20 protein-coding genes and 1 pseudogene are annotated in these 17849 nt (G+C 63.5%); 10 read left to right on the plus strand and 11 right to left on the minus strand.

From position 1 onward, the window contains the following. Positions 1–58: 58 nt before the first annotated feature. The 6 genes from NKH60_RS19800 to NKH60_RS19825 all read left to right on the plus strand — a co-directional run bounded on the left by NKH60_RS19800 (position 59) and on the right by NKH60_RS19825 (position 5530). Positions 59–421 carry a hypothetical protein gene (locus NKH60_RS19800; protein WP_352834138.1) on the plus strand — a complete coding sequence of 121 codons (363 nt, stop codon included), beginning with the start codon at positions 59–61 and terminating at the stop codon, positions 419–421. Between the two features lie 68 nt (positions 422–489). Continuing rightward, entirely contained in the window at positions 490–948 is a 459-nt protein-coding gene (locus tag NKH60_RS19805) for a GNAT family N-acetyltransferase (RefSeq protein WP_352472143.1), read from the plus strand. A 98-nt stretch (positions 949–1046) separates the two neighbouring features. Further along, positions 1047–1595 (plus strand): riboflavin biosynthesis intermediates N-glycosidase, encoded by a 549-nt coding sequence (ybiA, locus tag NKH60_RS19810; protein WP_352834135.1) that lies wholly within the window; start codon positions 1047–1049, stop codon positions 1593–1595. A gap of 131 nt (positions 1596–1726) precedes the next feature. After that, the gene (gene dinB, locus NKH60_RS19815; RefSeq protein ID WP_352834132.1) at positions 1727–2968 is read left to right on the plus strand and encodes a DNA polymerase IV; all 1242 of its coding nucleotides are present in this window, start codon (positions 1727–1729) and stop codon (positions 2966–2968) included. Between the two features lie 168 nt (positions 2969–3136). Further along, the gene (locus NKH60_RS19820) at positions 3137–3781 is read left to right on the plus strand and encodes a hypothetical protein (RefSeq protein ID WP_352453494.1); all 645 of its coding nucleotides are present in this window, start codon (positions 3137–3139) and stop codon (positions 3779–3781) included. Between the two features lie 591 nt (positions 3782–4372). Then, the gene (locus tag NKH60_RS19825) at positions 4373–5530 is read left to right on the plus strand and encodes a sulfite oxidase (RefSeq protein ID WP_352472151.1); all 1158 of its coding nucleotides are present in this window, start codon (positions 4373–4375) and stop codon (positions 5528–5530) included. A gap of 188 nt (positions 5531–5718) precedes the next feature. On the opposite strand, the gene NKH60_RS19830 is transcribed toward NKH60_RS19825, so the two are convergent. Together NKH60_RS19830 and NKH60_RS19835 are read right to left on the minus strand one after the other, a co-directional pair. Beyond that, entirely contained in the window at positions 5719–6594 is an 876-nt protein-coding gene (locus NKH60_RS19830) for a sigma-70 family RNA polymerase sigma factor (RefSeq protein WP_352834129.1), read from the minus strand. Between the two features lie 44 nt (positions 6595–6638). Further along, positions 6639–6950 (minus strand): hypothetical protein, encoded by a 312-nt coding sequence (locus tag NKH60_RS19835; RefSeq protein WP_352834127.1) that lies wholly within the window; start codon positions 6948–6950, stop codon positions 6639–6641. A 144-nt stretch (positions 6951–7094) separates the two neighbouring features. On the opposite strand from NKH60_RS19835, the gene NKH60_RS19840 reads away from it, so the two are divergent. Beyond that, complete coding sequence (locus NKH60_RS19840; RefSeq protein ID WP_352472157.1) at positions 7095–7460, plus strand: VOC family protein; 366 nt, start codon at positions 7095–7097, stop codon at positions 7458–7460. Between the two features lie 230 nt (positions 7461–7690). Then, positions 7691–7915 carry a hypothetical protein gene (locus NKH60_RS19845; RefSeq protein WP_031213090.1) on the plus strand — a complete coding sequence of 75 codons (225 nt, stop codon included), beginning with the start codon at positions 7691–7693 and terminating at the stop codon, positions 7913–7915. A 24-nt stretch (positions 7916–7939) separates the two neighbouring features. Here NKH60_RS19845 and NKH60_RS19850 read toward each other — a convergent pair whose 3' ends face one another. The 8 genes and pseudogenes from NKH60_RS19850 to NKH60_RS19885 form a co-directional block, all read right to left on the minus strand. Further along, positions 7940–9163, minus strand: a complete 1224-nt coding sequence (locus NKH60_RS19850; RefSeq protein WP_352834124.1) for an MFS transporter — start codon at positions 9161–9163, stop codon at positions 7940–7942. Then, positions 9160–10536 carry an NAD(P)-binding domain-containing protein gene (locus tag NKH60_RS19855; protein ID WP_502898588.1) on the minus strand — a complete coding sequence of 459 codons (1377 nt, stop codon included), beginning with the start codon at positions 10534–10536 and terminating at the stop codon, positions 9160–9162. The genes NKH60_RS19850 and NKH60_RS19855 overlap by 4 nt, the downstream gene beginning before the upstream one ends. A 50-nt stretch (positions 10537–10586) precedes the next feature. Beyond that, a complete protein-coding gene (locus tag NKH60_RS19860) occupies positions 10587–10919 on the minus strand; it encodes an ArsR/SmtB family transcription factor (protein ID WP_352490030.1) in 333 nt (110 codons plus the stop codon). Positions 10920–10988: 69 nt separating this feature from the next. Then, positions 10989–11411 carry an arsenate reductase (glutaredoxin) gene (gene arsC / locus NKH60_RS19865; protein WP_352834119.1) on the minus strand — a complete coding sequence of 141 codons (423 nt, stop codon included), beginning with the start codon at positions 11409–11411 and terminating at the stop codon, positions 10989–10991. Then, a pseudogene (locus NKH60_RS19870) lies at positions 11408–12038 on the minus strand (aquaporin). Before NKH60_RS19870 ends, arsC begins: the two are co-directional and overlap by 4 nt. Positions 12039–12042: 4 nt before the next feature. Further along, a complete protein-coding gene (locus NKH60_RS19875; RefSeq protein WP_352457336.1) occupies positions 12043–12375 on the minus strand; it encodes an ArsR/SmtB family transcription factor in 333 nt (110 codons plus the stop codon). A gap of 99 nt (positions 12376–12474) precedes the next feature. Continuing rightward, positions 12475–14484, minus strand: coding sequence for a tetratricopeptide repeat protein (locus NKH60_RS19880; protein WP_352850230.1), 2010 nt, complete (start codon positions 14482–14484; stop codon positions 12475–12477). A gap of 134 nt (positions 14485–14618) precedes the next feature. Beyond that, positions 14619–15242: an NAD(P)H-dependent oxidoreductase gene (locus NKH60_RS19885; protein WP_352472165.1), complete on the minus strand. Its 624-nt coding sequence runs from the start codon at positions 15240–15242 to the stop codon at positions 14619–14621. A gap of 283 nt (positions 15243–15525) precedes the next feature. Here NKH60_RS19885 and NKH60_RS19890 point away from each other — a divergent pair, with 283 nt between their 5' ends. Further along, positions 15526–16269 (plus strand): SDR family oxidoreductase, encoded by a 744-nt coding sequence (locus tag NKH60_RS19890; RefSeq protein WP_352834112.1) that lies wholly within the window; start codon positions 15526–15528, stop codon positions 16267–16269. 46 nt (positions 16270–16315) lie between these two features. On the opposite strand, the gene NKH60_RS19895 is transcribed toward NKH60_RS19890, so the two are convergent. Beyond that, positions 16316–16906, minus strand: coding sequence for a DUF922 domain-containing Zn-dependent protease (locus tag NKH60_RS19895; RefSeq protein ID WP_352834109.1), 591 nt, complete (start codon positions 16904–16906; stop codon positions 16316–16318). 115 nt (positions 16907–17021) lie between these two features. On the opposite strand from NKH60_RS19895, the gene NKH60_RS19900 reads away from it, so the two are divergent. Beyond that, the gene (locus NKH60_RS19900) at positions 17022–17786 is read left to right on the plus strand and encodes a pseudouridine synthase (RefSeq protein ID WP_352834106.1); all 765 of its coding nucleotides are present in this window, start codon (positions 17022–17024) and stop codon (positions 17784–17786) included. Positions 17787–17849 lie beyond the last annotated feature (63 nt).

Below are 17849 nucleotides of genomic sequence, written 5' to 3' on the forward strand. Positions count from 1 at the left end.
ATCGGCGCGAGCAACAGAACCGCGGCCGCTCCGTCGGCCGGCAAGCAAGGGAGTGACGATGGACCTCGCCCAGTTCGCCCAGGCCTGCGGTTATGCCGGCCACAGCCCGGCCATGCTTGCTGCCTTCGCAGCCATCCGCCAGGACGGCATCCGCACGGCGCGCCAGGGCCATGGCCAGCGCAAGTCGGCGATCGACCGGATGAAGCCGAGCCGCGCTTTGTTCCTGGCGGCGATCCGCCCGGCGCAGTCGGCCGAGGAGGCGATCGAGGACGCCGCCCGCTTCCTGTCGATGTTCCGCAACATGCCGCGCTGGCGACAGGAAAGGCGCACCGCCGACTTCGCCCGCGCCAGGCAGCAACGCCTCTTCGCCCGCTTCTTCCGCCGCTACGGCCATCGCCTCTGGGCGCTCGAGGCGACCTGAAGGCGCGCGGGCCTCCCTTGCAAAACGGATGTTGCGATCGCCGACACCGCGCCGTATGTCTCCGCGCGATGAGCGAGATCGAATTCCGTCGCGCGCAGGCGCCCGACCTGCCGGCGATCGTTGCAATGCTTGCGGACGATGTGCTCGGCGCAGACCGGGAAGACCCGTCCACGCCGCTTGCGCCATCCTATCTCGATGCCTTCAGCGCAATCGATACCGATCCCAACCAGTTGCTGGCCGTCGCGGTCAACGCCGGGCAAGTGGTCGGAACGCTGCAGCTCAGCTTCCTTCCAGGCATTTCGAGAAAAGGCGCCTGGCGCGGCCAGATCGAAGGCGTTCGCGTCGCCCGGCAATGGCGCTCGCGCGGCGTCGGCAAGCTGATGATCGAATGGGCGATTGAAACATGCCGTTCGCGCAATTGCAGCTTCGTCCAGCTCACCACGGACAAAGGTCGACGGGAGGCCCACGCTTTTTACGAGCGCCTCGGCTTCACCGCCAGTCATCTCGGCTACAAGATGGCGCTGTAGATCAGCATTTCATCGCATTCAGCGCCGACCGCTCATCTTCGCTACCCACTCTGGATGGAGCATTGACAAGCCGGCCTTTCGCCCTGCTCCATCCGCCCATGATTTACGACCGAACCTGGCTTGAGAAAACCTTTCGCGCAAAGCCCCGGCAGAAGTTCCTGTTCTTCTGGGGCCATCAGCCGTCTAAGGACGGCCGAATAAGCACGTCGTGCTTCAGCCAGTGGTGGCATGCGCCTTTTACCGTCGATGGCTTGAGCTATCCGACTGCCGAACACTGGATGATGGCCGAGAAGGCACGACTGTTCGGTGATGCTCCGACGGCAACACAAATCCTCAGGGCGGCGAGCCCCAAGCAGGCAAAGCAGCTTGGCCGCCAGGTGAGCGGCTTCGATGGCACCAAATGGGATGCAGACAAATATCGCATCGTCACTGAAGGGAGCTTTCAGAAGTTCCGTCAGAACGCGGCGCTGCGCGAATATCTGTTGTCGACGCATGACCGGGTGCTGGTCGAGGCGAGCCCTGTCGACCGGGTGTGGGGTATCGGCCTTGCGGCGGATGACGAGAGGGCGGTGAACCCGCTGCTGTGGCGCGGCGAGAACCTGTTGGGATTCGCGCTGATGCAGGCGCGCGATCGGCTGCGCGGCTGAACATTTGCCGTGCGCTCGTCATCTGCGGCAGCCTCCGCGCTGCTTGACAATCCACCCACAATGTTCTCTTTATGTTCTCACCACAACTCGAGACAATGCGGCGTTCGAACCGCCGCGGGCGAACGGGCCGGATGGAAGCCAACATCCTCCACGCGGATCTGGATGCCTTCTATGCCTCGGTCGAACAGTTGCTCGACCCGGCCTTGCGCGGCAAGCCGATTGCCGTCGGCGGCGGGGTAGTGCTTGCCGCATCCTATGAAGCCAAGGCGTTCGGCGTGCGCGGCGGTATGCCGGGACGGCGGGCGCGGGAACTCTGCCCGCAACTCGTCTTCGTCGGCGGCCATTTCAAGGACTATCAGCGGCTGGGCGATGCGGCAATCAAGGTGCTCGGCGATTTCACGCCGGTGGTCGAGCGGATTTCGATCGACGAGGCCTTTGCCGACGTCGCCGGCTGCACCCATTTGTTCGGCTCGCCGGCCGAGATCGCCGGCAAGATCCGCCGCCGCGTGCGGGCCGAGCTCGGCCTGCCGATCTCGGTCGGCGTAGCCCGCACCAAGCATCTGGCCAAGATCGCCTCACAGGTCGCAAAACCGGACGGGCTGGTGGTGGTCGATCCGCGCCACGAGCTGGAATTCCTGCACCACCTGCCGGTCGAGCTGATGTGGGGCGTCGGCCCGGTCACCAGGCAGCGGCTGGCCGGCATCGGCGTCAACACCATCGGCGAGCTGGCGAAGACCAATGGTGGGGCGCTTGAGCGCCTGCTCGGGTCGGCGGCGGGAGAGAAACTCAACGCGCTGGCGTGGAACCGCGATCCGCGCAAGCTCGAGACGCAGCGCCGGGCGCGCTCGGCGGGTGCGCAGTCGGCGCTTGGCCGAAAACCGGCCGAGGAGCAGGTCTTCGTGCCGGCTTTGCTGCATCTGGCCGACAGGGTCGCCACAAGATTGCGGGCGAAATCCCGGCCCGGCCGTACAGTGACGGTTCGCGTCCGCTTTGCCGATTTGCGCTCGGTGACGCGCTCGATCACGCTCGATCAGCCGATTTCGGCGACCGCCATGCTGGCCGAGATCGCCGAGGCGCTGGTGCGCAAGGTGCTCATCGACCATCCGCACGAAAAGACAATCTCGCTGCTGGCGATCGCCGTATCGCATCTGGAGCAGCATGCCGGCCTGCAACTGGAACTGCCGCTCGGGCTCGACGACGATCGCCGCCGCCCCGGCACCAGCAAGGGCGCGGCGCGCTGGACCGCGGATCGCGCCGTCGACAAGATCCGCGACCGCTTCGGCTGGGAGGCGGTGGGCTACGCCTCGGTCGCGCTCGAGCTACAGCGGTCGGTTCCCGACGCGTTTCGCGAGCTGGCCGAAAAGGAATTGTGAGCCTCGATTACACTTTGGTTGCCAAGTCGCCGGAATGACGTTGAAGGCTGCGCCGTTGTGAATTTATCTTGGGACCAGTTCGTCGTGCACCGGTTTGGGTATCAACCAGACAGGGTAGCACCCGCTCGCAAATCCTTCCGCCCTCACTTCGAACGACAGGAGATCGGCATGGGACAGAACGCCGGATATTTCGCACTCATCGTTGCCGGATTGGTGACCAATGCAACGACGCTGGCCAAGCCGCTCAACCCGGACCGGGCGATTCCATCCCTGGGCGATATCAACTCGCCGCTGGCCAGCCCGCTGTTCAAGCAGGTCAAGGCCGGGCCGCTGGAGATAAAGCTTGAGGAAACCACGCTTGCCGATGTCGAAAAAGCCTTCGGCGGAGCGATGCACGATGAAGGTGACGCCGGAGATTCACGCCACTGGCTTTGCTATGCCGGCCCCGACGCCGGCGGATCGCCGTCGATCTTCTGGTTCGTATCCGGCGAGATGGGTGGCTCCGACCATGGTGTCCTGTCCGTCGCCCTGCAGCCGAACCCGGAAGGCAAGGTGCCGGAAGGATGCGCCGGCGCGCCTGCCAGCCTGACAGCTATTGAACTCGATACGCCCGGCGTCGGAGCGCCGCTGAGCGACGTGGCCGCGAAATTTGGCGCCGCCAAGCCCGATCGTTACGGCCATTTCGGCTTCGCCGCCTCTTATCCTGCTTCGTCTCCCGACCAGAAGGACGCCACGGTCACGCAGACGCTCACCTACACAGCCGGCAACGGCAGGATAACCGGCGTGGCGGTGACGCAAGTCACCACCAATTAGGGTGTCCCCGCTCGGTCGGCGAATGGTTCACGTGTGATTGATTCAGCCGCGCCCGAGCCGGGCGGCCTGCTTGCTGGCCACCTCGTTATGCAGATTGGTTCTGATGTGCCGCCCGGGCCCGCCTCCTCCTGCAAATGCGACATTCGAGGCGGCCCTGGTCGTCAGACCAAAAGCGTTGCGCCGCCCCAAGCGACCAGGGCGGTGCCGGCCGCACGGCCAACCCATGGGCCGGCAGGAAACACCGGTTCGACGAGAACCCGCGAAAGTCCGGAAATGACCCAGAAGCGGGCGTTCGGCAGCGATCAGAGCAGCAACGATTTTGGCAGGACCGGAAATCGGCATGGAATGCTGCAATCATCATCATGTCCCGTCCAAGTTGTGGACAGTTCCTTCTCAAAGGCGCACTCTTAGCGTGCGAAACGCGAGCTAACGTTTCGTGCAATGCTTCACATGCTTGACTTGCGTCGGTGATTGTCTGACCTACCCGGATACTTCCGGGTGGGCAGACCTCACATTGTGTCGCCTATCCGTGATCAGGCTACGGCTAAGGCACGTTGCAGCCCGTTCCGGATCAACTGGGAGGTAAACAACATGCCTGATTTTCAGCGCAGAGAACTTCTTGTTCAAGGAAGCGCGGCTCTTGCCGCAATTGCTGCTCTCTATACCTCGCGCCGGGCTTACGCTTTTCCAACACGGCCGAACGAGGAAGTTATTCGATGGCTGGATCAGCCGACCGAAAATCCCGATCCGGTGGGTATCCAGAAGCAGCTTGTCTGGGAGGACTTGGATAGCTGGATAACGCCAAACGACAAGTTCTTCAGCATCTCGCATTTCAACCGACCAACGATCGACGAGAAGACATGGTCGATGGAGATCGGAGGCCTGGTCAAGAAGCCCCTCGAGTTAACGCTCGCCGACATCAGGGCGCGACCGCGGCAGGAGGTCGTTTTCACGGTGGAATGCTCGGGCAACCACGGGTTTCCCTTTTTCACCGGCGGCATCGGCAATGCTCGCTGGGCAGGGACGCCGCTCGCCCCGATCCTTGAGGAAGCCGGCGTTCTGGAGAAGGGCATCGAGGTCGTCTTTTTCGGTACCGACACAGGCGAGATCCCGATACGCGACGTCAAGATGCAGCAGAACTTCGCTCGCAGCATGTCGCTCGCCGACGCGATGAACCCCGACAATCTCCTCTGCTATGAAATGAACGGGGCCGCCTTGCCGGCGCCCAATGGCTTCCCGGTACGGCTCATTGCGCCAGGCTGGTACGGGATCGCCAACGTCAAGTGGCTAAAGCGCATCGAGGTTCGCGATACGCGGTTCATGAGCCTTCTGATGGCCCGTGACTATGTCACCATCCGGGAGGAAGACCACAACGGCGAGACCGTATGGGCCGAGACGTCAGTCGGGCGAGCGCTGATAAAGTCCGCGCCTGCGAAGGTTACCCGGAAAGATTCAGATTACCGCATCGTTGGGGCAGCCTGGGGGGCGCCGATCGACCGGGTCGAAGTGCAAATCGATCAAGGGCCTTGGACACCAGCGACCATTGACCACAGTGAGGAGGCCGAACACGCTTGGAAAATATGGTCCCTGGCTTGGGCAAATCCCTCTCCTGGAGAACACACCGTGACCTCGCGCGCGGTCAGCACCACAGGACAAATTCAACCGGCGATGGACGATCCCTTGATAGCCAAGAAACACACATACTGGGAAAGCAATGGCCAAGTGACGCGCCGCGTGCGTATCGGCTAGAGGATTCTGCCGCCAAATGGAGTCATGTGGCGTCCGCATAAATGCGGCAAAACAGATAGTTAGAGCGAGTTACCGGTTCTAAGAGAACCGGAACCGCTCTAAGAACGTGCTGCCATGTGGCAATTGCGTTTAGGTCAAACAGCAGGAGGCTGCCTGATCGCCATTTCGCACCATTTCCAGCGCTCTCCTCACCCCTCCACGGCCCTGATCTCCGCGTCGACCAGGCACCAGGGCGCATAGCGGAAGTCGCGGATCTGGATGACCTGATCGTTCCGCCACTCGACCAGCATGAAGCCGCGCACCGCGCCGTCGGCCGCTTGCGGGTGGCGGATCAGGATCGCCGGCCTGTCGTCGACGAAGCCGAGCGACAATGTCCAGTCGCTGATACGGGCATAATTGCCGAAATAGGTCGACACCTCGGCCTTGCCGCGCAGGCGGACGCGGTTGACGACGTCGAGCCGCACGTCCTCGGCGATCAGTGCCCTGACCGCGTCGAAGTCGCGCGCGTTGAACAGGTCGACATAGCGCCGCAGCCGGCGCTCGTCATCGGCGTCGAGCCTCGGCGCAAGCGCCTGTTCGGGCTGCAGCGCCAGCAACTTGAGCTGCGCCCGCCCGCGATGCAGCGCGGCCTTGGTGGCGGCGAGCGTCGCGCCGGTGACTTCGCAGGTCTCATGCAGGCTGAGGCCGAGCACGTCGACCAGGATCACGGCGCTGCGCTGCGGCACCGAAAGCTGCATGAAGGAGCGCAGGCCGGTCTGGGCGGCGAGCCGGCTGTCGGCGCTGCCGGAGGGATCCTCGATGACGCTCATGTCGGCCTCGGTCATGCGCGACCTTTCCCGATTGCGCCGCCGCAGATGATCCTGCGCGGCATTGTGGGCTATGCGAAACAGCCATTGCTCGGGCCGTTCGACGATCGCACCCCCGTCGATCGCCTGCAGCGCCTTGATCAGGACCTCCTGGACGATGTCCTCGCCGTCGATCACCGAGCCGGCCATACGCGCGCAGTAGCGATGCAGCCTTGGCCGCAACCCGACGAGCAGCACCTCCAAAGTCGCCCTGTTCATTTTCGGCGTAGCTTCCCATTTCTGCGCGAGCGGCATGGCGGGCGCTACCCGGCTTTCTGATCCGCCAGCATACGATAGTTGCCGATGACTTTGACAGGCGATCGCATTGCCGGGGTCGAACGGCGCTGGGCGTGGTTTTCCGCAAATGCCTTGAAGGCGGCAAGCCCGGTCAGCGCCGACGAATCGCCGTCCTGGCCGACGATGTGGACGAACGAGCCGTCGTCCAGCTCGAGCACGAGATAACGCACCGTCGGCGGTGCCGCCTCGCCCAGCGCTTCAAATACTTTTTCGACCAGCACGCGGTTATCTGCCAGGTCGGCTTGGTTCACACCGTACCGAATGAGCGCGTAGTCCATCGTCGTCTCCTGACTGGTTGGTATGAACGAAGGACGACCGGCTGCGCTGAAAAGATTCTCCTTGCCGAAGAATCTTTTCGGTTGCCCGCATCGTCTTTCCCGCGTGGGCGGCTGCGCGGCAGCCATCAAGCAGGAGAGACGATCATGCATATCCAGTTTGCCGAGCTTCCGGTGTTCGAGCAGGACCGCGCCAAGGCGTTCTACACCAGGCATCTCGCCTGCCAGGTCATGGCCGACCAGAAGATGGGTGATGGCGGCTGGCGCTGGATCGAGCTGGCATTTCCGCATGCCGTGACGAACCTGCATTTTGTCAGGCGCGCCGACGACGCTCCCGGAGCGGAGCCCGTATTGGTGCTGGTCGACGAAAATGTCGGGGCAATGATCGCGGCGCTGAAGAAGGACGGCGTCGAGATCGTCACCGAGCCGCATGAGGCGCCGTGGCAGCCGGGCCGCACGGTGGCGGAGTTTCGCGACAGCGAAGGCAACCGCATGGTCCTCGCCAGCCGCTAAGCCACCGGAGCCCTCTGTCCGGCGGGGCGTCATACCTAAGTCCTACCTCCGGCCGGACCATCGGCCGTGCTTCCTACGTATTATTATTTCGTGACCGCTGCGCGCCGGAACCTTCCCTTGCATCGGGCGTTCGGGCGCTGTATCGCGATGCCTCATATTTAGGCAGGCGGAGGAAATACGAATAAGGGCGGGTGGCAAAACAAACATGGGCCGGGGAGGAGCATCTTACCATGTCGAACCGTAAAATCGGAATGTCCCACAGTTTGGGGCTGCGCGTCGCTGACCTCAAATCCAGAATGCAAAGTGCCCAGATTACCGAGCATGAGATCAAGACGTTTCAAAAGGTTGCCGCCATTATGGGCGGCGCCAAAGGCTCACTGCGCCTCGATGCGGACGATCTGATCGCCGCGTCCTTCCTTGTCGATCCCTTGGAAGATCTCCCGCTCTCCAGTTGAAGGCGCCGAACGCAGGTCGAAATCCTATCGGGTTTGAACCTGCGATTGCCGTCGGCGGAGCATCCGCCAGCCCAAGCCGCATGCGAGGATGACGTTGGCCAGCGCCAGGCCGGAAAGCGCGGCCAACGTCCCGTGCGGGCCGAAGCGCTCCAGCAGCAATGCGCCGGCCGAGGGTGCCGCCGCCTGGGCGATCAGGCTCGGCATGGCGAGGCGGCCCATCAGTTTCGCATAGCCGTTCGAGCCGACCAGCGCGAGCGGCAACGTCCCCCGCGCGATGGATTCCAGGCCGATCCCTGCGCCGTAGAAGCCCAGCGCCAGCGGGATGATCGGCATGCCGGCCCAGAGCGTCGAAACGCCGATCGCCACAAACGTAACCGAGGCAAACTTGGTGAAAATCGGATGGTGGTAGCGCGCGATCATCATCTCGATCGCGCGCGCCGCCACCTGTGATGGACCAACCAGCACGCCGAGCCCGACGGCTGCGGCAAGCGCCATGCCGCTGCCTTGCAGGATTGTGAGCAGATGCACCGATAGTGTCGACGAGATCACCGCTGCGAGTGTCAGGGTCGCGGCCAGAACGATCATGATCGACGGATCGGCTTGGTTGTCGAGAATGGGTGCCGCCTTCTTCACTCCCGGTTTGACTGCCGGTTGCGGCGGCTCCCGGGGCAGGATCACCAGATAGAGCGGCAGCGCAATTGCCAGCTGAAAGGCGGCGTAAACCAGGCAGGTGCCGCGCCAGCCGACCTCCCCCAGCAGCAAGGCTGAGATCGGCCAGCAGATGGTGCTCGCAAGGCCGCCGAACAGCGTCAGCATGGTGATGGCGGAGCGCGCGCCCTGGCCGTAGTGGCGGCCAAGCGTCGCGAAAGCGGCATCGTAGAGCCCTGCCCCCATGCCCAGGCCGATGACCAGCCAGGCCGCGATATAGGCCGCAAGATTAGGGGCAAGAGCCAGCCCGATCTGGCCGAGCCCGATGCATCCGGCGCTGAACGCCAGAACGTTGCGGCCGCCATGCCGCTCGATCGACGAGCCGACGCGCGGAGAGATCAATCCTGCCGTGAGCAAGCCGAGAGACAGGCCGCCGACAACCCATGCCAGCGGCCAGCCGGTATCGGAGGAGACTGCCGGCGCGATGACCGCGGGAAGATAGTAGGAAGACCCCCACGCCATGATCTGCGTCAGGCCAAGCGCGGTGATGATCGCGCCGCGGCTGCGCACGATGGCCGGCGAAGGCGGCGAAAGACTCATGCCGCGACGCTGCAGCCACAGCCGCCTTTGCCGACCGCCTTCGCCTTGGCGTCGGCGACACAGCAGGCGCTCGAAGCCGCCGGCGCCGGACCGCCGCAGCACCCCTTGTCGGCAATGCCGATCCGCGGCACGGTGCAGACGCCGGTCTCGGGCAGCACGAGCTGGACATTGTCGGCCGCCACCATGTCTCCGGCGATCGCCGCCGCGACCGAGCGGACCTGCTCATACCCGGTCAGCAGCAGGAAGGTCGGTGCGCGGCCATAGCTCTTGATGCCGACTGTGTAGAACCCTTGCTCTGGATGGCTGAGCTCACGGTGGCCGTGCGGCGGCACGTCGCCGCAGGAGTGCTCGTTGGGATCGATCAACGGTCCCAGTGCCTTGACGCTTTCCAGCCATGGATCGAGCTCGAGCCGAAGCTCACGGGTCAGCGACAGATCCGGGCGTTGCCCGGTCGCGGCGATGATGCGGTCGACCGGGCCAAGCGCCTGCAAACCGTCCCTGGTCTGGCCTTCGACGACCAGCCGGCCGTTGGCATCGCGGATCGAAACAGCCGCAAAGCCCGTCACCAGCCTGACGCCGCCGCTTTCCACCAGTTCGCGCACTTCGGCGCCGAGTTCGCCGCGTGCCGGCAATTGGTCGGCATCACCGCCACGGTAGATGCGCACCAGGTCGGTGCCGCGCGTTGTCCAGATGAAAGCGGTGCCGGCCTCCACATTTGCCAGCCTGGCGAGATCCAGCACCGCATTGGCGGCCGAATGGCCGGAGCCGGCGACCAGCGTCGTCTTCCCCGCATAAAGGCTGCGGTCGCGGCCGAGAATATCGGGGATGCCGTAGGCGATGCGGTCGGCAAATTCGGCCTCGCCTTCTGCAGGAATTCCGCCGGCGCCGAGCGGGTTCGGCATCTGCCAGGTTCCCGAAGCATCGATGACGGCACGTGCGCCGTCGCGCCTTGTACCATCGGCAGTCTCGACCGCCAGCATGAACGGCCGGTTCTCGCGTCCCTTGCTCAGCACCTTGTCGGCGCCCCAGCGCGAAATGCCGACGACCCGGGCGCCGGTTTCGATCGACGGCGACAATTGCGGAAGCTTTGCAAGCGGCTCGAGATAATCCGCGACGAGGTCGTCCGCGGTTGGGAATGCCTCGGGCTCAGGCATCCGCCAGCCATGCGCCTCGAGCAGGTTTCTGGCCGCCTGATCGACGCAATAGCGCCAGGGCGTGAACACACGGACATGGCGCCAATCCCTGAGATTGGATGCAACCGCATTGCCGGCTTCGTAGACTTTGACAGGAATGCCCCGCGCGATCAGGTGGACCGCTGCCGCCAGACCGACCGGCCCGGCGCCGATCACCGCAACGGGGAGTTTTTCGATCATCTCCATGTCTTCCATCCTTCCGGTAATTTCGAATTATAATGGCAAAAAAATCATGCCGCCGTTTTGGCGGCCGCTTCCGCCGATGCCGGCGCACAGGTGGCATCGGCGCAGCATTCGTCCGCGAGGTATCCGATGAGCCCGTTCATGGCGGGATAGTTGGCCCGGCAGATCAGCGTGGTCGCCTGGCGCTCCTGTGTCACCAGGCCGGTGTCGACCAGCCGCTTGAGGTGATGCGACAGCGTCGAGGCAGCGATGCCCAATCTGTCCTGGATACGCCCGACCGGCAGCCCCTCATCGCCCGCCCGCACCAGCGTCCGATAGAGCTGCAACCGCGTCGGGCTGCCGAGGGCTTCAAGTTGCGAGGCTGCTTTTTCGAGTTTCATGGAAATAAGCTATTTCCAGAATCGCTGCACGTCAAGAGAATTTCGACAAAGATCGAAATAAGACGATATCTAGCCGACGCGCTTGCCGCTGGCGTCGATGACCACCTCGCCGTCCTCCTTGGTGAACGGGCCGATATCCGGATTGGGCAGGATATCGAGCACGGCTTCGGAGGGTCGGGCGAGCATGGTGCCGAGCGGCGTCACCACGATCGGCCGGTTGATCAGGATCGGATGCGCCAGCATGAAATCGAGGATCTCGTCGTCGCTCCACTTCGGGTCGCCCAGGCCAAGTTCGGCATAGGGCGTGCCCTTTTCGCGCAGCAATTGGCGCGGCGTCATGCCCATCGCTGCGATCAGCTCGACGAGCTTTTCGCGCGACGGCGGATTTTTTAGATATTCGACCACCTCAGGCTCCTCGCCGGACTGCCTGATGATGGCCAGCGTGTTGCGCGAGGTGCCGCAATCGGGGTTGTGGTAGATGGTGACCGTCATTGCGCGGCCTTCATCTGTCCGGCTGGTTTCGGTTGGGCGAGCAGCCACCCTGCCAAGGATCCCGGCAAAAGTGTTGGAGAACGCACGGGCGATGGCGACGGCCGGATTGGCGAAGGATGTCGATGCGGTGAACCAGTAGGCGGCGGTGATATAGAGCCCGACCAGCCAGGGGATCGAATCCGGACGGGAACGCAGGCCGGCGAGGATGGTGAAGACCAGCCCGAAGGCGGCGAACAGCTCCGCAATCCATTGCCCGCTTCCGGTCCGCACCGTCGCCGACACTTGCAGGATCGGCAATTCGAACATTGCATGCGCCAGGAATGTTCCAGCGATGCCGCCGGCAATCTGGGCGGCGACGTAAGCCAGCGCTGCGTTCGTTTCGATCTCGCGTCGAAGCGCGAATACCAGCGTCACCGCCGGGTTGAAGTGCGCTCCGGATATCGGCCCGAATATGGTGATGAGCACGACCAGGATCGCCCCGGTCGGCAAGGTGTTGCCGAGCAAGGTGAGTGCGACCTCGTTGGTCAGCTTATCGGCCATGATACCGGAACCGACCACGGTGGCGACCAGAAGAGCCGTGCCGAGGGCTTCGGCAACAAGGCGGCGGGGAAGATTGCCGGAGCTCATCTGGCTAGCAGTTGCAGGTCACAGCCTGGATGACAGGCTGGCAAAGTTCCGGCGCGCCATTGCAGCAATCCTCCATGAGATAGGCCAGCAGATCGCGAAACCTGGTCATGTCGGCGAAGTAGCGCACGCTGCGGCCCTCTCGTTCGGTCCGCACCAGGCCGGCATGCGACAGGATCTTGAGATGGGCCGACATCGTATTCGGGAACGCGGCGAGCCGTGAGGCGATCTCGCCCGCAGCCACGCCCTCGGCGCCGGCCCGCACCAAAAGGCGAAAAACGTCCAGCCGGGTCTCCTGGCCGAGCGCGGCAAGTGCCGAAAGGGCGAGCGTCTTGTCCATGTTTCCAGATTTCCAGAAATGGGGAATAGAGTCAACGCGCGAAGACTGTGTTGAGCAACGAAATCTCACCGAAGGCGGGGAAGTCCGTAGCGGCGGCAGCTAAGGCGACAGCTCGCGCAGGGCTGCGTTGGCGGCAACAAATTCGTAGGAGTTTTTGGGGCAATCGCTGGCGGCGAGCCGATAGAGCCGCAAAGCTTCATCGCTGTGCCCCTGCAGTCGGCTCAGCTCGGCGCTGAACATATTTGTCTCGCACAGGTTTCCGCGTTTCTTTATCGCATCAGGGTCGTCGGCTTCTGCAATTGTCGCGGCGAGAGTCTGCTCGCCAAGCAGCATTCGAACAGCCGGCGCCGGCCATCGCGTCATGTCGAGCTTCTTGGTCGCTTCCTGCAAATGCCCTGCTGCGCCATTGCGACGCTCGGCAAAATCGAGCCAGATCGCAACATACGCATCCTCTGGTTTGACTGTGGCGGCTTGCGCGAAATCGGCTTGGGCTTTCTCCATCGCACCGGAGTAGAAATGGACGATACCCCGGCCCAAATAGGCGTAGACAATCGTCGGATCGAGGCTGATTGCCTGGTCGTAATCTGCCGTTGCACGTACGTATTCGCCTTTTATCGACCAGACGAGACCTCTGCTGAGATAAGCATGGGCATATTTCGGATCGAGCCCAATTGCTTTGCCATAGTCCTCGAGGGCGCGGTCGTATTCGCCATTCTTGTCCCATATCCAGCCGCGCTTCCTGTAGGCACTGGCGTGTTTCGGGTCGAGCAGGATTGCCTGATCGAAGTCGGCAATCGCGCGGTCGTCATCGCCTTTGTGTGCCCAAGCCGTACCTCGATCGTCGTAAGCATTGGGGTCTTTCGAATCGAGGCCGATCGCCTGGTCAAAGTCGGCGATGGCGCGGTCATAGTCGCCTTTGTCAGCCCAAACGTTGCCTCTGTTGTAGAAGGCACTGGCGCGTTCCGGATCGAGACTGATCGCCTGGTCGGCGTCGGCGATGGCGCGGTCGTAGTCGCCCTTATATTTCCAGGCCCGGCTTCGATTGCCATAGGCACTGGCGTCTTTCGGGTCGAGGCTTATCGCTTGGTCGTAGTCGGCGATCGCACGATTGTAATCGCCTTTGATTGTCCAAGTCAGGCCTCTATCGAGGTAGGCACGGGCGTTCTTCGGATTGAGGCTGATTTCCTGATCGTAGTCGGCAATGGCATAATCAGAATCGCCTCTGAGTGACCAGGCCATGCCTCGATGATGATGGACTCCGGCGACATTCGGATCGAGGCTGATCGCCTGTCCGAAATCGGAAATGGCATGGTCATAGTCGCCCTTGAGTAGCCAGGCCATGCCCCGATTGTCGTAGGCGCTGGTTTCCTTCGGATCGAGGCTGATCGCCTGGTCATAATCGGCGATGGCACGGTCGTAGTCCCGCTTCCTTTTCCACACGAGACCTCGGTTGTTATAAGTTCGGCCATCGCGGGGATCGAGGCTGATCGCTTGGCCGAAATCGGCGATAGCGCGGTCGTTGTCGCCCTTGCGTGCCCAGGCCAGGCCCCGGTCGCCATAAGCTCCGGCATTCCGGGGCTCGAGACTGATGGCCTGATCGTAGTCGACAATAGCTCGGTCGTTGTCGCCTTTGTCGAGCCAGGCAGAGCCTCGGATGCGGTATGCATCGCTCTTCGGGTCGAGGCTGATCGCCTGGTCGAAATCGGCGATAGCGCGATCAGCGTCGCTCTTGAGTGCCCAGGTGATGCCTCGGTAGTAATAAGCACTGGCATCTTCCGGATCGAGGCTGATCGCCTTATCGAAATCGGCAATAGCGCGATCATAATCATTCTGCCTCGCCCAGGCGACGCCGCGCTTGAAATAGGCCGTCAAACGGCTGCTGGCGGGCTCCGTCACATCCTCTATCATGAGTGTACAAGCGGCAATTCGCCGAGCCGTATCGGCCTCGTCGTCCCCGACACAATCGCTGCTGGCAGCCAAAGCTGGGCCGCTCAGGGCAAACAAGACCACGAGCCCACGCAGCAGCGACCGACAAAAAGACCTATGCCATTTTCGAATCATCGGCTCACGGATCATGTCGTTTATTTGCATCGCAGTGCGCTTGATCAAGAAGGCCTTGATCTTTGCAACCCAACACTGCAACCATTCTTGGGTCAAGGTGAGACTTGATTTTTTTGACCTTTGCCAAACCGACACCCGCCCGTGACATTCGGCGGAGACAGCGGCGGCTCGCCTGGTCCAAATCAGCCAGGCACTGTGGCGGCGACCGCATCAGCGCGACCAAGGCCGGCAACCGCTTTTCTGACCCGCTGCAGATGCGCCTGACGTCCGGCGGCCGAGACGCTGTCCATCCGGTAGAGCGCCAGGAATTTGGTCCGGCACAGCGGATGGCAGACGGAGCGGAAGCCGCGCAGCAGGGTCCGCCGGCCGGGCTGTCCCATGATCCACGACATCAGCGGCGTGGCGCCACATGTGGTCATTGCCATCACCCGGCGTATGTGCCGCAATTTGGGCCGCGGGCCGCGTCGTGCCGTCGGCATCTCGAAAGCGAAGCCCGGCACCAGCACACGCTCCAGCCAGCCTTTCAGCATCGCCGGAAGGCCATACCACCAGGTCGGATAGATGAAGACGACCGCCTCCGCCCAGAGCAGCTCCTGCGCATGTTCGTGCACCGGTTGCAGGTTCGCCGCCTTGTCGTGGTAACCGCGCCATTCCTGCGTGCGCATGACCGGATCGAAGCCGGCCGCATAGAGGTCGAGCAGGTGGACCTGGTGGCCGCTTTCGGCAAGCGTCTCCAGCACTGTGTCGCGCACGGCGCCGTTGAAGCTGTCGGCGCAGGGATGGCAATGGACGACGAGGACCTTCATCTGGCGCTCAGACCTGTCGGTCGCGAGAGGATCGCGGAGGTGCATGCAAGCGTCGCATGCAAACAAGCCACCCGCAGACGTAGTCGATCAGCTGTTTTCATGCGAAGCCCCGCAGCCCCCATATCAAGACGCAACACCTCCGGTCGCGTCAAGGCCCGTTCGTGCGCAGACGTGGGCTTGCTGGGGCCAAAACCCTAACGGTGGATTCGGTTTTTCGATCAGCATTGTTCCAGAAAGCCGGCGCCCTAGCTTCACGGCGGGTCCAAAGCGTCAGGAGAAAAAGATGCAGACAGGAAAACTGAGCGGCAAGATCGCCTTGGTGACTGGCGCCTCCTCCGGCATCGGCGAGGCCACCGCCCTGGCGCTGGCGGCCGAGGGCGCCACGCTGGCGATTGCCGCGCGGCGCGCCGAGCGGCTGGACGATCTGGCGAAGCGGATCCGTGAGACCGGCAGCGCGGCACTGCCGATTGCCGTCGACGTCGCCGACGAAGCGCAAGCCACGGCGATGGTCGAGCGGGTCCAGCAGGAGTACGGCCGGCTCGACATGCTGCTTGCGGTTGCCGGGGTCGGCGTCGCCGCGCCGTTCCGCAACACGACGCCGGAAGAATACCGCCGGATGGTCGACGTCAACATCCTGGGCCTGCTTTATCCGATCCATGCGGCACTGCCGTCGATGCAGCGGCAAGGCGCCGGCCACATCGTCGTGGTCTCGTCCGGCACCGGCCGTTACATCCACCCTTCGGTGGTCTATTCCGGCACCAAGCACGCGGTGAGCGCGATGGCGGAATCGCTGCGCCGCGAGATCGGCAAGGATGGCATCCGCGTCACCTGCATCGAGCCTGGCGCCGTCAAGACCGAGTTCACCCAGAATATGCGTGCCGATGTGCGCCAGGCGGTCGAGCAAAGGCTGGACGACATGGAGCAGCTGGAAAGCGAGGATATCGCCGCCGCCATCCTGTATGCGGTGAGCCAGCCGCCACGGGTCAACGTCAACATCCTGACGCTCTATCCGACCGAGCAGGCGTGAGGGCCGCAAAGGTGGTACCCTGCGCCGCCCCCGCAGCCCTGCAGCGTCATCCGCCGGTCATCAGCGTGAACACAAGCTGCCGCAACTTGCCGCCCGGGCCGAAGTCGACCCGGTCGAAATCGCGGCTCGCCTGCCGTTGTGCCTGCGAGATTCCGGCGAGCCGTCTCGTCACTTCGATCCTGATCTTGCTGCAGCCACGGTCATCGGCGACGGTCAGGCCAATGGTGGCCGCCTCGATCTTGTGCACCATGTCGACGATGCTGGCGCCGTGCACCTTCTCGTGGGCGGCGAGGCCGGCTGCGAAAACCTCCCAGTTCTTCTGGATTGCGCCCGGCAGCCGCGCGGCCGGCTTCGGCAAGGTGTAGGTGATGATCAGCTTCGGTCGCGCCGACACCAGCACGCAGGCGTCGCCTTGCGGCTGGTAGTCCCTCACCCAGGTCAGCTTGAAATTGGTATGCGCGATGACGCGGCGCTCGCCGAGCAGCGGCCCGCGCCCGCCGATCGAGGCATAGAGCTCCGGCCCGGATTGCCCTGAGATGGCATAGGTCTCGACCTTCTCGACCGCCTGCCAGCCGGCATGCGCCGGCGATGTCGGCAGGAAGGCGAGCAGCAGGCAAAGGCGAACGGCTGTTTTCATGCAAGTCCTCGCAGCCGCTGCGCACGACGCAAACGATATGCAGTTCCCTTCCGTGGACATAGCCGGCGGCCGGCTATAGTGGGATGCTCGTATACAAGAATCCACAGACAACGCCATGTCGCCACGACCGAACCTTGCCCGGCAACGCCCTGCCCCCGCAGCCAATCCTCCCGGCGTCAGCCTCTGTCGCGCGCTGTCGAAGCTTGGCCTGTGCTCGCGCAAGCAGGCCGAGCTTCTGGTTGCCGAGGGGCGTGTGCGGGTCGCCGGCAAGATCGTGCGCAACGGCTCGATGCGCGTCGATCCAGGCCGCGATCGCATCGAGGTCGACGGCCGCCGCGTCGCCGCCGAGCGCAAGGTCTATCTGATGCTCAACAAGCCGCGCGGGCTGGTCACCACCCGCGACGACCCGCAGGACCGCGGCACCGTCTACGACTGCCTGGCAGGCCTCGACCTGCCTTTCGTCTCGCCGGTCGGCCGGCTCGACAAGGCGAGCGAAGGCCTGCTGTTGATGACCAACGACACGCGCTTCGCGCAGCGCCTGCTCGACCCCGCCTCGCACGTCGCCAAGACCTATCACGTGCAGATCGGTGCGCTGCCCGACGAGGCCATGCTGGCGCGGTTGCGCGCCGGCGCGACCGTCGACGGCGAATTGCTGACAGCCCGCTCGATCGAGCTGCTGCGCGGCGGCACCAGCACCGCCTGGCTGGAGATCGTGCTCGACGAGGGCCGCAACCGCCATATCCGCCGGCTGCTCGCCGCCCACGATATCGAGGTGCTGCGCCTGGTACGGATCGCGATCGGATCTCTGCAACTCGGCGACCTTGCCAAAGGCAAGGCACGCCATCTGAGCGCGGAAGAGCAGGCGCTGCTTCAGGCCTGAACTGCTGGCGGCGACTCGACAGTCAGCCAACTGCCAGTCGAAGCCCACGTGACGCAGCAAGCG

This window comes from Mesorhizobium sp. M1006, assembly GCF_040318825.1.
Taxonomy (GTDB): domain Bacteria; phylum Pseudomonadota; class Alphaproteobacteria; order Rhizobiales; family Rhizobiaceae; genus Mesorhizobium.